The 13,516-nt window shown below is 68.2% G+C and carries 8 protein-coding genes and 2 pseudogenes (1 of these 10 running past the window's edge); 1 reads left to right on the forward strand and 9 read right to left on the reverse strand.

Features of this window, described 5'->3' with window-relative positions:
• Positions 1–378: 378 nt before the first annotated feature.
• The 4 genes from ACFT32_RS03475 to ACFT32_RS03490 all read right to left on the reverse strand — a co-directional run bounded on the left by ACFT32_RS03475 (position 379) and on the right by ACFT32_RS03490 (position 6,290).
• Positions 379–3,942, reverse strand: a complete 3,564-nt coding sequence (locus ACFT32_RS03475) for a CHAT domain-containing protein (RefSeq protein ID WP_382485320.1) — start codon at positions 3,940–3,942, stop codon at positions 379–381.
• Positions 3,943–3,967: 25 nt separating this feature from the next.
• On the reverse strand, positions 3,968–4,510 hold the full coding sequence (locus ACFT32_RS03480; protein ID WP_382485323.1) for a hypothetical protein: 543 nt from the start codon (positions 4,508–4,510) through the stop codon (positions 3,968–3,970).
• A gap of 381 nt (positions 4,511–4,891) precedes the next feature.
• Positions 4,892–5,875: a tyrosine-type recombinase/integrase gene (locus ACFT32_RS03485; protein WP_382485325.1), complete on the reverse strand. Its 984-nt coding sequence runs from the start codon at positions 5,873–5,875 to the stop codon at positions 4,892–4,894.
• Between the two features lie 241 nt (positions 5,876–6,116).
• The gene (locus ACFT32_RS03490) at positions 6,117–6,290 is read right to left on the reverse strand and encodes a helix-turn-helix domain-containing protein (RefSeq protein WP_382487019.1); all 174 of its coding nucleotides are present in this window, start codon (positions 6,288–6,290) and stop codon (positions 6,117–6,119) included.
• A 1,321-nt stretch (positions 6,291–7,611) separates the two neighbouring features.
• Here ACFT32_RS03490 and ACFT32_RS03495 point away from each other — a divergent pair.
• Positions 7,612–7,725 (forward strand): annotated as a pseudogene (locus ACFT32_RS03495) (IS5/IS1182 family transposase); the annotation flags it as partial.
• Positions 7,726–7,793: 68 nt separating this feature from the next.
• Here ACFT32_RS03495 and ACFT32_RS03500 read toward each other — a convergent pair.
• The 5 genes and pseudogenes from ACFT32_RS03500 to ACFT32_RS03520 all read right to left on the reverse strand — a co-directional run.
• Positions 7,794–9,002, reverse strand: coding sequence for a glycosyltransferase (locus ACFT32_RS03500; protein ID WP_382485328.1), 1,209 nt, complete (start codon positions 9,000–9,002; stop codon positions 7,794–7,796).
• A complete protein-coding gene (locus tag ACFT32_RS03505) occupies positions 8,999–11,188 on the reverse strand; it encodes a B12-binding domain-containing radical SAM protein (protein ID WP_382485331.1) in 2,190 nt (729 codons plus the stop codon). The genes ACFT32_RS03500 and ACFT32_RS03505 overlap by 4 nt, the downstream gene beginning before the upstream one ends.
• Complete coding sequence (locus ACFT32_RS03510; protein ID WP_382485333.1) at positions 11,188–12,105, reverse strand: TauD/TfdA family dioxygenase; 918 nt, start codon at positions 12,103–12,105, stop codon at positions 11,188–11,190. The genes ACFT32_RS03505 and ACFT32_RS03510 overlap by 1 nt, the downstream gene beginning before the upstream one ends.
• A 420-nt stretch (positions 12,106–12,525) precedes the next feature.
• On the reverse strand, positions 12,526–12,834 hold the full coding sequence (locus ACFT32_RS03515; protein ID WP_382485336.1) for an SAM-dependent methyltransferase: 309 nt from the start codon (positions 12,832–12,834) through the stop codon (positions 12,526–12,528).
• Between the two features lie 94 nt (positions 12,835–12,928).
• A pseudogene (locus tag ACFT32_RS03520) lies at positions 12,929–13,516 on the reverse strand (SAM-dependent methyltransferase) (its annotated part continues 237 nt past the right edge of the window); the annotation flags it as partial.

Raw genomic sequence — 13,516 nt, forward strand, 5'->3', positions numbered from 1 at the left:
TACCGACTCCGAAGTCGGCGGTCAGGGCAGCTCAAGCCTCCGTGGCCCGCACTGCGAGTCTGTACGTGCAGCGGCCAGGGCGAAGGCCTCCTGCTGGAGACCGCCACCGACCACCTCGACCGCCTGCAGATCATCATGACCGACAACGACTCGCCGCCCATCGGCGGCATCCACCGACCCCTGGAGCTGTCGGACGTAGATCGATTCGTGCCGACAGAATCGCCGAACGACCGACCAGAAGGCGAGGAAGCCGAGCCCGACCGCGACGCTAGCCCTCCATTGTGATCCATTCAGGCTGCAGTACCTCCTCGTCCGAGATTCGAGTGGGTCGGTGCGCGTCCAGGAGGGGGCAGCGAAGCCCTGAAGGTCTGTGGAGCGTCAGCATCCCTGAAGCACGAACCCCGCCCAGTACTCCGGTCCCGCGTACGGCCGGGTCAGTCGGCTCCGCAGCGGTTGGCGCACCGGGCGGGTGGGATGGCCGGGGTCCTGCCGTTCTGGTCCGCGTAGCAGCCCGCCGCCGCGCCGGGCCTTGAGGGCCGGGCGCTCGGCCACATAGCGCCGGGCGCCCGTCCGGGTCAGCGTCCGCATCCACTGCTGAGTGTGTGCCAGTGCCCGGGCCGGGTCCTGACGAGGGTCGGTGGTGAGCAGTTCGTAGAAGCGGGAGACGAACAGTACGGTCGGCGCGTCGGGGATCGGCCAGAGTGTCGCCAGCACACCCGCGGCACCGGCGTGCATGAAGCCCAGGGCGAGCGCGGGGGTCTCCTCGGGCTGCCAGAACAAGTTCATCGCCCCGGACACGCATGCGGCGACCACGACCAGACGCGTGTCGTGGGCGGTGAGCCGGCGGATCCGGGTCAGACTCAGCTCCTCACCTTCCGCCAGCAGGAGCGAGGCGTTGTCCGGCGTGTCATAGCGGATCCTGCCGTGGCAGCCCAGATACAGATGCGTGGCCCGCGGCAGTTCCCTCAGCAGGAACGCACTTGTGGCCTCATCGTCGTAGGCCGTACTGCTGTCGGACCCGAACAGCTCGGCCACGTACTGGAGTTCGGACCGGGTACCGGGCAGTCGCGGCCGGGACCGGGCAGGGTCTGCGAGGCCCACCAGACGCCGGTGGCGCCCATCCAGGCGGGCCGCGCGTGCCCTCGCGGCCATCCACACGCCGGCTGACGGTGCGTAGGACACCGAGTCGAGCTCCTGCCCCAACGAGGTTGGCCGACGTCCCTCGCACCAGGAGGCCGCGTGCCAGGCGAAGACCGGCAACCGGCCACAGGGGACGAGTACCACGTCGGTCACCCCCGCTTGCTTCAGCGCCCGTGCCAGCGGACGGGCCACGTGTGTCCCGAGCTCGGCGAGCACCTTCGGCAGCGTCAGCCGGAAGCCGGCGAAGTGGAAGCCGTCAGAGCTGACCAGGAGCCCCTCCGCGGGGCGTGGCCGCCCCGGGGTGAGCCCGTCCAGCGTGCCGTCCGGCCCCATGCCGAAACCGAACGTGAGCGTCATCAGCCGGGCCCCCCGCAGCCCCGGAAGGTCGACGGCGAGTACGGCGGGCCGTCCAGGTGCTTCGGCGGTGATCGCAAGTGCACAGCACCCCTCCGGGTGTGCGATGAGGAAGACCATGGCCTGGCCGGGGTCCAGCGCTGCCCGGATGTCGGCGACGGCCGGTGCCCGCCCCTGGGCGAAGCCCTCGAACGTCGGCATGCTGCGGATGGCGGTGAGCAGTGCGTCGAGCTCCGCGCCGGGATCCGGCGTGCCTGGGCCTTCGCCGGCAGGGGACGGTCCGCCGACGTCCCCCGACGGCCCGGCCCCGTCCGCCGACGGAGCGTCGCCGGCCGCGGCGAACGAGGCCTCGCGTGCCCGGCGCACGGCGGACAGATAGGACTCGGCCAGCCCGGCATCGACGGCACGTAACCGCTCCAGTTCGCCGACGTCGGCCCCGGATGCGGCGCGTAGCGCGGTGGCCCGGCCCAGCTCAAGCAGTGTGACTGCCTCTTCGAGTAGGGACTGCACCTGGTCACTGCCTGGGTCGGCCCCGTCACGTACCTCCTCACACGCGGCCCGGAACAGCGCGTACGCGGTAAAGCGGTACCGTGGCTCGTTCTCCAGATGCGTCAGCGTCTCGTCCTGCGCGTCCGGACCTCTCGGCGGCCCGCCGCGGCCCGCGATGTCGCCGCCGGAGGCGAGCCAGGCCGCCAGGGCGACCAGGCCTGCCCGGCTCGCGCCACGCCAGTCACCCAGTCGCACACAGAGCCGCTCGGCATCGTCCGCCGTCGCCATGCACTCCGCCGGGTCGCTGTCGGGCCCCAGTGCCTCCATCGCCGTGAACAGCAGGTCCTGCCCCTCCTCAAGAACCGGCGACGGCTCGCGGTCGTCCGCCGCGGCCGTGATCAGCACCCGGGCGAGCAGCCGCCGCGCGAAGGCGAGTTCACGGAGGTGGCCATGAGCCTGATGCACGGCCACGGCTCCCCGCGCGGATGCTTCCGCCCGCTCCAGGTACTCGTCCCGCGCCTCCGGGCGGCGGTCGGCGGCTTCGAGCAGCGCGCCGGTGAGGTTGTAGTGGATACGCCCCAGCAGGGCCGGCTGGGCGTCGGGCGGGAGGGCGTCCAGGGCCTCAGTGTAGGCCTGTTCGGCCTGGGACATGTGCGACTCGTCGGACGCGGCCAGCCGGCTGTGGGCGAGTCCCTTGTTGGCCAGGGTGAACGCGTAGTCGACCGCGTCGCGTTCACGCGACCGGTGGCGCAGCGCCGCCTCGCACTCGGCGAGCGCGCGCCGGGCGCTGTCCAGCGGGTCCGTGAACCGGTCCAGCAGTGCCACCGCCAGGTTGGTCCGGGCCAGCGCCGCGCTATCCGGGTCGGTCACGCTCTCCCAAAACGGCACCAGTTCCTCAAGCAGTTCGACGCAGCGCTCGATCGACGCGACACGGTCCCGCGGGCGTTCGTGGAGCGCACCGGCCAGATTGGTCCGGACGGCCGCCGCTCCGAGCGGATCGCCCGCCTCCTCGTACAGCTCAACGGCTCTGCCGAGTGCGGACAACGCCCCCTCGATGTCGTCGGCACTCGACAGCCGGGGGTCGAGCAGCATAGTGCCTCGGTAGTGCCACAGCCGGCCGGCGAGGTGGACGTCCAGTTCCGTGGCCCGCTGGGCCAGCCGGGCGCAGTGGTCCGCCAGTTCCCGGCTTACCATCCCGCTCTGCAGCTCCGCCAGCAGCGCATCGACCTCCCCTTCGAGCTCGGCCAGGTAACCGGAGATCGCCGTGCCCACTCGTTCCGTGTGCCGCTGCCAGGCATCCTCGGGGCCCAGCCGCGCAAGGTCGCCGAGCAGGTCCTCACCCAGCCGGTCCATCCCCTGTTCGCCGGGTGTACGTTCCGTACCGTCTTCCGACGGCCCGTGCTCCCGCCACTCGGTGACCGCGCCGGGAGTCAGCAGCACAGGATGGCGCGCGGCGGCGCCGGACAGTTGCTCCCGGCTCTGCGCGGTGACCGCCTCCGTCACCGCTGTCCGTAGGTTCCCGGCCGCGACAGCTTCGGCGACTGACCTCGTGCAGGGCTCGTCGGCTCCCTCAGCCCCATCCCCCTGTGCTAGGGGAGCGGCGTCCTCGCGGGAGATGCGTACGAGAGGGTCGTGCGGCGGCATGGACGCGAACACATACGGCAGCGGGGGCCGCAGCCGACAGGGGCGCGTGACTTCCGGCCGGGCCGGGCCGTCCGCCCGCTCTACCAGCAGCGGTACGCCCGCCCGGGAGCCGATGACGAGCAGTGGAGGCTGCTGCGGGGCTTCGGCCGCGCAGGCGGGACACCTGGCGGACAAGGCGCCCGATGGCCATACGTCCGGGCGTTGCGTGATGTCGAGGCGCACCCACACCGCCGCGGCGGCATCGGCGGCGCAGCCGGGACAGATCCAGTCGAGCCTTGTGATCAACCCGTTCGGAACGTCGTCGAGCGTGGACATGGCTCCTCCACTCCGCAGCGCTCACTCACGCGGTTCGTCCGGACTGCTCCCGTTCCTCTCGGCGAACGTTCGCGTCAGCTCTGAAAAGGGGTGAGACGAAGCCGATCAGGAGCGTGCCAATGATCAGTGCCGCGGTCCCCAGCTCGCTGCTGTACCAGGACAGGTCCTGAAAGGGTGTGTTCGGCAGCGAGAAACCCCAGAGTGCGAAGGACAACGTGGCGGCCGTCATGTTGAACGCCGTGTGCGTGGGCCACAGCGCAGGACGCAGAGGGATCCTTCCGCGCCTGGCCTTCTCCTGGTAGGCCATCGCGGCCCAGACTCCGAACGGGGCGAGCACGAGGAAGATCCAGAAAGCCAGCCACTGGCGGGCGTGGGAACCGCCGGCCGGTACGTGCAGCAGTCCCAGAACGGCCACGTACGCCGTGACCACCTCGGTCGGGATGTACGTGACCAGGCTCTCTGCCGCGGAGGAGGCCGCGGAGCCCGGCGACTGCCGCTGTACGGAGGGCTGTTCCCCGGACGAGCGGAACCGGGGCTGGATGGCGGCCGTCACCCTCGTCATCGCCATGATGCTCACCACAGGCCCCCGTCCATCCGCCTTCCCTCGGATGACGGATCGTAGCGCCGCCATGGCGGAAAGGAACATCGCACGGAGGGCTGCACGTAGGCGCGTTGATGCACGCGGCAGGGCGCAGGCAAACCATCGAGCGCCTCCCGGGTAGGAGCGCGTGCCGCGCGCCACCGCGACCTCGTGCATCTCAGCCGATGGAGCGTGGCCCGCGGCGGCAGATCAACGGCGCAGTCCCTTCGCTGCCAGCCAGGATCTGCCCGGTCCGCCAGATGATGAAGTTGATGGTCCTCGACGACGCATTCGGCGGGTCTCGGCGATCGCCTGCTGCATGCCCCCTTCCACTGCCAGATCGACCTGCCCAAAGTCCGTTAAGGGTTCCTATGCGGCGAGGTGGTGGTTGAGGGTTTTGGCGGCTGTGCTGATGGAGCCGGGCATGAGGTGGCGGTAGATCTTGAAGGTGATCTCGATGGTCTTGTGGCCCATCCACTCGGCGACGTCGGTGATGGGGATGCCGTGGGTCAGGCAGTTGGAGGCGAAGAAGTGCCGCATGCCGTAGACGACCATCCCTTCGGGGATGTCGACCTGGCCGGCCTTCTTGATCCGCTGCCACTGATTGGCGATGTGGTAGTGCGGGAACGTGCGGGTAGGGTCGCTGGGGTGGCGTAGCAGGTAGCCGTCGACGGTGCCGTGCTTGGAGGCGTACCACTCGATGGTCTGCCGCACCCGGGCGGGCAGGGGCACGTCCCGGTACTCGCCCGCCTTGCGGTGCTTGAGCCGCTCGTACTGGCAGGTGGTCCGGTTGACCTGCTCGGTGATGCGGTAGACGTCGTCGGCGACGATGTTGTTGAGGTTGACCGCGAACGCCTCACCGTTACGCATCCCGCACCCGCTCATCAGATCGGCGACCAGCAGGAAGCTGTCGTCGCCGGCGGTGCGTATCTGCCGCAACTGCTCCAGTGAGGGGATCACCACTCGCTTGGGGTCGTACTGCGGCGGCTTCACCCCGGCCACCGGATTGTCGTCGAACAGCCCCAGCCGATTCGCGTCCACCAGGATCGCCTTCAGCTTGTCGAAGGCGTTCGCCTGAGCGGCCAGGCCGATGCCGTTGCGCTCCAGGGTCTGAAGGAACCCCTCGACGACCTTGTGGTCGAAGGTATTCATCCGCCGGCTGCCCAGCAGCGGCAGCAGATGGATGTTCAGCAGCGACTCCAGGTGCACCACGGAGGCCGGCCCCAGATCCCGCTGGCCGGCCTTCCACCCGCCGGCGTACTCCTCGAACCGCATCGCCCCGTACCGGGCGATCCTCTCCGCCTTCGCCTGACCCCGCGGCGCCGCCTTCTTCGCCTTGTAGATTTCCGTCAAACGCTCGACGGCCGCATCCTGGGTCGCGAACCCGGACTCCTCCAACTGCCGCCCCGCCGCCGACCGATACCGGACCTTGTACGAGTGAGAACACTTCGACCACCGCGACCGCGGATGCTCACACTCCTTGAAAAACGACCCCATCCCACGAACCAATGAACGATTCTGCAAAGTTCGCCACCAACACCATCTACATGCACGACTGCGGGTTCCTGGCATGGGCCAACCAAGACGAGCTCTGTCAGAGAATTTCTCGCTGCTGCTTAACCCAGGCTTCAACCTCTGACACTTTGAATCTAATTTTGGCATTTGACCCCGTTCCGAATCTGTAGTTTGCCAGGCCAGAACGCGCGGAATTCTTATAGAGCCAAGAGGTGGACACGTTCAAATACTCAGCCGTTTCCCTGACATCCATGAAGTGCACCGCCAATTTCCTCCTGAGTTGGCACTGACCATTCAGCACACCGGGCTCCCATTGACGCGTTAACGCTGGACTCTGGCGGCCACATCAATCGTCCGCAGGATCGCCGGTTTGGCTAACCGGCGATCGTCGGCTATGTTGCGCACCCGCGTTCTGACGCCGGAGCGTCGACCCATGTCCAAACCGCAGCCGCAGCGTTCGTGCCGCAAGACGGCCAGACGTGGCTCCTCACTTACGCGATGCTTCCGGCATGCCCCTTATATGTTTGTGCGCGCCGGTGCTGCCCCAGGGACAGATTGCCTGATCCAGCCAGGCGGCCGATCTGTGTTGAGGACACCAGGTCGGTGGCAGCGTCCATCCCATCTGTTCTGTCCAACTGCCGCTGCGCTGCGACGAGGGGTCCTCTCGCAGTCTTTCGCCTCGCCGAGCACGGCGTGCGCTTCGTCGGCGTGCAGCAGCGCGAGGCCCGTCGCGGCTGGGCTGGTGAATCGGGCCGTCTCCGCGGCTTGGGGGGCAGGACCAGACCGCTCCGGGGGCCCTGAGCTCCGTAGAGCGCCACACGTAGCAGGTTCTCAGGAGGGTTCGCCCTTCGAACATATGGTCACGCAGTCGCCGCGCGACTCGGATACTCTCGGCGTAATAGCCACGCGCCGTCGTGTGGTCCCGTCGCAGTGAGGCATCCCAGACGAGTTGGCCCTTGAGTGTGAGGACGTCAACCTGAAGTCCTAGGAGTTCACGCTCCGCTCGCCCGGGCTGGCTCGCCGTGCCGTGTAAGTGATCAAGCTGAGTTGCTCTACGTCCTTCGCCAACAGGCAGGCAGACGGTGCCCGGGCATATCAGGCGGCAAGGTCGTCGAAGGCGTTCCGCAGGCCGGCAGTCGGTCAGGTCCACCTTGGCAGTGTCGGAATACACGACGGTCTCGACCGTCTGCTGGGCGCGCGCTAGTGCTGTGGTCGCATAGGTTCACTGGGTTGGTGAGTGTTTCTGCCTTTCACCGAGCAGGTGCTCGGGAACGCTCATGCAAAGGGAACGTTGCTGGAACACGGAAGGGGCGCTGGTGCTCGGATGAGGCTTGTCGTCGGGAGAGGGCCAGCCTGCGTCGCTTCACTTTGCAGCCCTCGTCACAGCCTCGTCCAGGTTCGCCACCTTCAAGCGGCCTCCGGGCTGCTTGCATTCGTCGCGCTCGTTCTTCAGCAGGAGCACCCGATTGTGTGCGTCGAGAGTGACGCCATTCACGGAAACCGGCCAATGGGGCGGCGAATGGGTCATCACGGTCCTTGTCCTGCGCTGTGCGGTCCCTGGCTCCGGAACGGGGCGGGACGAGCATGCGATTGGCCGGCCGACCCAAGACTGCCGACAGCACGGCGACGGCCTATACCACGCGGTCCAAGCCGTCGCCCACATGCAAGAGAACGCTCTGGCCGCTTGATCAGAACAGCCGTGGTCGAACCCTGACCTGCAGAATCACGGCCCTCTTCAACACGTTTTAAGAGGCCCTTACTTCCTACGGTCCCCGAGCGCGACGTTGAGCAACACCTCGACGAGCCGGGAGGCGGCGTCGGGCTTGCCCAACGAGCGGGCCGCGAGCGCCATGGCGTTCCGGCGCTGCGGATCGGACAGGACTGGTTCCAGGGCGGCCCGCAGCGCGGACGCGCTCACGTCGCTCCCGGTCAATGCCACGGCGGCTCCGGCCTGCTGAAGGTGTAGGGCGTTGTGTTCCTGTTCGTTGCCCGCTGATGAGGCGAGGGGGATGAGGACAGACGGCTTCCCGAGCGCGGTCAGTTCGGAGATGGTTCCTGCCCCGCTGCGGGAGACGACGACGGAGGCGAGTGCGAGTACGTCGGGAAGCTCGGATCCGACGAATCCGTCCACCCAGTATCGTGCGTGCAACTCGGGCGGGAGTCCTTGGGCGGCCTGCCGAGACTTCTCCACCCAGTTCGGTCCGCACTGGTGGATCACGTTGGCAACGGTCAGCAGCCAGGACGGATTTTCGCGGATCATGCCGTTGATCTGTTCGCTGCCCTGCGCGCCGCCGGTGATGTAGACGGTGGGCAGGTTCGGGTTGTACCCGGTCATGCCGAGCGCCGGCACGGCCTTCGCGGGGTTGCCGTTGAGCACGGTGGGCCGGACCGGGTTGCCGGTGACAACGGCGGAGGCGGCCACGGAGTCGGGCAGGAGGCTGAGCGAGTTGTCCGACGACAGGGCGACTGCGGTCGCGGAGCGGGCGAGGACCCGGTTGGCCAGGCCGAGCCGTACGGTCTGTTCGTGGATGACCAGCGGCGTCTTCGTCGCACGGGCGGCGAACCCCACGGGAACGGCGACGTATCCGCCAGTGGAGAGGATCACGTCGGCCTGGAAGCGGCGGGCGATGGTCCGGGCCTCCAGGACGCCCTTGGGCACGCGGCCCATGTCCCGCATGTTCTCGGCGTTGATCATCTTCAGCGGGTTGCTGGACCGGCGGAGCTTGCCCGTCGGCACCGTCTCGAAGGGGATGCCCTCGGCAGGGGCGATGCGGGATTCGAGTCCCGTGGCGGTGCCGACCCACAGGACGTCTACGCTCGCGCCGTGGTGGTGCATGACGGTCTGCATCTCGCGGACCGCAGTCAGGGCGGGATAGGTGTGCCCGCCCGTTCCGCCTCCCGTCACCATCAGCTTGAAGGGCCGGCGGAAGGAGGCGAAACGGGCAGCGAGTGCGTCGACGGTCACGGCGTGACGGCATCCGATCGTGAGGGCTCCGCATCCGACGAGCCGGAGCCGACGGCGGTCATGCGAACTTCCCGGACGATATCAGGCAGTCTGACCTTGGTGAGGAGCCAGCCGAACCCGGCCGCCGTCGAGCCCATCTCCCCCATGTAGGTGCGCAGAGTGGCCCGCTGCCGGTCCGTGAGTACGAAGGTCCGCGCCATCGGCGTCGGCAGGCGGTAGCGGCGTACGTCGGGTGACTCCCGGGCGGCCCGCGCGTCCTCCAGCAGGAGGTCGATGTTGAAGTTGGCGACCTGTTCCAGGACGCCGGGAGGCTGGATGGTGAAGACCTGCGAGAGTTTCAGCCGGTGGTACGCGGCGCCCTCACGTACGAGGCGGGCGACCAGCGAGGAGCTGCCGGTCCGCACGCCCACGCGCTGCAGGACGGCGAGCGCGGCCCGCACGGCGGCGTCGGCCAGGTCCTCCAAGGCCTCGGAGATCATCCGCATCCGGTAGGTGTAGAGCAGGTTGTTGCCCAGCTCGCCTTCGATGTACCGGTCCACGTTCGCCATGGCGTAGCGCATTAGGTCTTGGCGCTCGTCCCACAGTTGCTGATCGGTTTCGGCTAGGAACTCACTGATCACCCGGGTCAGGTTCTCCCCGTGCTCCTGGCTGAGGCACTCCTCCAGCCACGCCATTGGGGAGACTTTGTGGGCGCGGATCACGGCGATGACCGTGCCGAACACGCCGCCGTTGTAGAGCGAGGCGACGAACAGGTCCATCACCCGGCACTGGCGGTACTCCTCGTAGGACAGGTTCGGCAGCTCGACGCACACCTCGTCCAGCTCGGACGCCCGGACTTCCTTGCCGAGGACGGTGTACCGGCCGAAGCACCGCGGAATCACCCGCCACTTCGTGCCCAGGCCCCACCGCTGCCGGTAGGCCGGCGCGTACATCTGGGAGGAGGGCAGCAACGTGAGCTGGAACATGTTGAGCCGGTCGAAGCGGGCGTCCATCAGCCCGCGCAGGGTGTCGAAGTGCTTCTTCTTCGAATCGTCCGGCAGGGCGAGGATCACCTCGCTGTACGACTGGGCTCCGGCCTGCGCCGACTGGAGAGCGATCTCCATCATCTTCTCGGCGGAGATGTTCTTGCGCTGGACGGCGGCCAAGACGTCCGTGTCGAGCGACTGCACCGACCCGGATAGGCTGATGGTGCCCGGCACCTGGGCGACCGCGTCGAGAACCCGTTCTCGCTGGTTCTTGCCGGTGGTCACGTTGACGACGCGCGGCCAGCCGTACAGCTTCTGGCACTCGGACAGGACCTGGCAGGTGTGCTTGTCCTCCGGGAACATCCCGAAGTTGCTGTCGGTGATCAGCAGTTCGTTGCGGGCCGTACCAGCTGCGACCCTCGGGGCCATCCTCCGGCCGATGTAGTGCAGCTCGGCTTCGACATCGGCTCGCGGGCGCTTGGCCACCTTGGAGAAGTAGTGCTGGCCCTCGGTGCAGAAGTCGCAGGAGAACGGGCACCCGCGGGTGGTCGTGATCGTCGGCACGCCCCCGCGGTCGAAGAACTGGTCCAGCATCCCGGCCGTGTACGGCGAGGGAACGTCGGCCAGGTCCCGGATGCGGTTGCGCGGGCGGGGGGAGTAGACGTCGCGGCGGTCGGCGGACAGGGAGTGCACGCCGGGGATCGTGTCTAGGACTTTGCTCGCGGGCTTGCTGTTGAGGTGGAGAAGCAGGTCGGCGAAGGCGATCTCTCCTTCTCCGTCGATGTAGAAGTCCATGGCTCCGGCGAGGCGCTGGTACCAGAACTGGACCTGGTCGGCGCGCAGCAGCGGATAGTGGGGGCCACCCATGACCACGATGGTCTTGGGGAACTCCTCCTTGATGACTCGGGCGAAGCCGATCGACAGGTGCGCGTTCCAAATGTAGTGCGAGAACCCGATGACGTCCGGGGCCCCGTGGTTCTCCAGCGCCTTCGCCAGGTCATCGGGGAACTTGAAAATCTGCGGCACGCGCTTGAAGTCCATGACGGTCGCAGCGTGGGTCGCCAGTCCTGCGACGGCCTGTGGCATCGTCTCGGCGGACACTGCCTGCTGCGTGTAGGTGAGGTCGCACAGCCAGACCTTCAGATTCATCTTCGGCCGCTGCTCGGGGGCGGCCGGGGGTGCCGCAGCGGCGAGCGGCATCCCCAGGTCGACGAGCGTCATCAGGCCTCGGCCCCCGCAGTGCGCAGGAACATCTGCCACAGCAGGCGACGCTGGGCCTCGGGCACCTCTTCCTGTCTCTCGCCCAGGGCCTCGCGACCGTGTACGCACAGGTGCTGGTTCACGACGATGAGGTCCCCGAACCCGAGGAAGAACTTCTTTTGCTCGGCGATCAGTTCCCGCTCCAGGGCGCGCACGGCGCTGGTGTGCGGGTCGTTGAGGTCCATGCCGGGCAACATCTTCGCCGTGAACCGGACGAAGCCCGCGAACGCCGGCCGTCCGTCAAGAACCGGGAAGGGGTCGTACTCCCTGCCGACGCCGGTCAGGTCGTAGAACGCACCGTCGTGGAACACCTCCTCCGCGAGTGAGGCGCGCTCACCCTCGCTGAGGCGGTTCACGGCACGGCGGAGTTGTGAGACGAGGCTGTGTCCCTTGCCTCGCGGGTCGGGGCGCACGCACAGCAGGGCGCTGTAGTCCGGGGGCTCGGTCGTGTTGACGACGTCGATGTGCAGCGGGTTGTACCCGGATCCGGTCGCGCGCATCGGGTCGATGGCCAGGTTCGTTCCGAGCGGCTTCCACAGGGGCCACTTGTCGAAGACCCGCAGAGGACGACCGAGCCAGGACAGCACGATGGTCGCGGCCTTCTGCCCGTCGTCCAGGCCGTAGTGGTCCAGCAGTGGGCCGACTTCGAGTACGGCGAACCCGTCGCCGTCGGGGTCGTTGAGGAGGTCGCGGCAGCGGCGGACGAGGATCTGGGCCTCGGGCGACTCTGCGCGGACACGGTCGTAGGCCGCGCTCACGTCCTCGTGCAGCAGGCCCCCGTCGAGCTCGGCGGCCGGGAGGTCGATGACCCTCTTGCCGAGGAGGCCGATCAGGGTTTCGGGGAGAGGGACACGGTAGGTGCTCGGTGCCGTGGTCATACTGGCTGTCTCCAATTGCCTTCGAGGCTTCGCTGAGCCGATGGAGGTACTGGCGCGGGACGCTGTGCGTCCCGCGAGAGGACGCGGGTGGTGCCGCAACCTCCGCTGGGTGTTGGAGCCGCCTCTCGGCCCACGCCCTGAACAGCAACGGGCCGGGAGGCGGAGTCTTGCGCGGGACCGGCCGACCTGCGGCTGGTGAGGCCTGCAGGGCCAGGTAATTCACGGGGCAGCTCGTGAAACTGCTTCTGGCGGCCCAGCGAGCGGTCGATAGAAGTGGCGCGACGTGTTTCGCCCGGCGAAGGCTCACCAGAGGAGTGGGCAAGCAGCGGAGCTTCCCGGGTGAGCCTGCGGCCGACTCCGCGGCTGTCACGCAGCCGGTGGTGGAAGGTCGGTTCCACGTCTTGGCGCGTTGGGCGCGGCCTAGTTGGTGACGATGGCGGCATGGGCAAAGGAGTGCTCGGCGCGGGGCAGGCGGCGAGCGTTCCCGGCCCGCCACTGTGCGGTAGGGACGAGGCCTGGGGGGAGGAGATCCCACGGACCCAGGAGGGTCTGGATGTGATCCAGGCGGCGGGGCCGGTAGGAGATGCCGGCCACGGCGTAGTGGTCGACGAGCGTCTTCATCGTCTCCGGGGCCTTGTCCGTGGTGGCGTGGGTCACGGATTTGGCGCTGCCGGGCGGCAGCCAGCAGCGGAGGGCCTCCATCGTGGTGTCGGCTACCTCGTCGTTCACCCATGGCAGCAGGTCGTGGGCCAGGACGGCGATTGGGGCAGTCGGGGTCGAGGGTGGTGTGGAGGGTGGGGTGGTCGAGCAGTTCGTCGATCGTGCAGATGTCGGCCTGGAACGCCGCGGTCGCGTCGTTGGTGTCAAGCATTGCGCGGGCGTGTGCGCACACCATGGGGTCGTTGTCCACGTAGACGACGCGAGCCGTCGGATGGACAGCTTGGGCCGCTTCGGCGGTGTGGGCGGGTTCATGGCGCTGGAGTTTCGGGTTATAGCGGGCGGGCAGTCCGCAGCCCAGATCCAGAAACTGGGTGATGCCGAGTTCGCGTGCGAGGACGGTCACAGCGCGGGCCCGGTGCCGCTTGTTGATCGCCGGCATGTCGCGCAGCCACGGGGCGGACCCGAGGAGAAGCCGGGCCAAGTGCCGGTCGACTTCATAGTTGTCGCAATTGCCCATGAGGTAGGACTCGACTCGCGCAACCGCGGGGTAGCGGAACCAGTCCTCCCGCAGGCTGGTTGGGGGTGTCTGCGGCGTCACGTTCATCGTCGGTTTCCTCGTGGCAGGTGTAAGCGGCGTGTGGCGGTGGTGTCTTGTCCCGGCCGTGGGGGGCGCGCACCCCCGGGGGGGGGGGCGCCGCCCGGCCCGACACAACAGGGGAGAGTGCGGGGTGGGGGCGAGCCGCGGCGCGCC

The sequence above is a fragment of the Streptomyces sp. NPDC057002 genome, assembly GCF_042673825.1.
Classification (GTDB): Bacteria; Actinomycetota; Actinomycetes; order Streptomycetales; family Streptomycetaceae; genus Streptomyces.

Coding starts and splice junctions, on each gene's coding strand:
- ACFT32_RS03480 (WP_382485323.1), bottom strand. CDS start 4,510: ATGGCGATGACGAGGGTGACGGCCGCCATCCAGCCCCGGTTCCGCTCG.
- ACFT32_RS03475 (WP_382485320.1), bottom strand. CDS start 3,942: ATGTCCACGCTCGACGACGTTCCGAACGGGTTGATCACAAGGCTCGAC.
- ACFT32_RS03490 (WP_382487019.1), bottom strand. CDS start 6,290: ATGGATGTCAGGGAAACGGCTGAGTATTTGAACGTGTCCACCTCTTGG.
- ACFT32_RS03510 (WP_382485333.1), bottom strand. CDS start 12,105: ATGACCACGGCACCGAGCACCTACCGTGTCCCTCTCCCCGAAACCCTG.
- ACFT32_RS03505 (WP_382485331.1), bottom strand. CDS start 11,188: ATGACGCTCGTCGACCTGGGGATGCCGCTCGCCGCTGCGGCACCCCCG.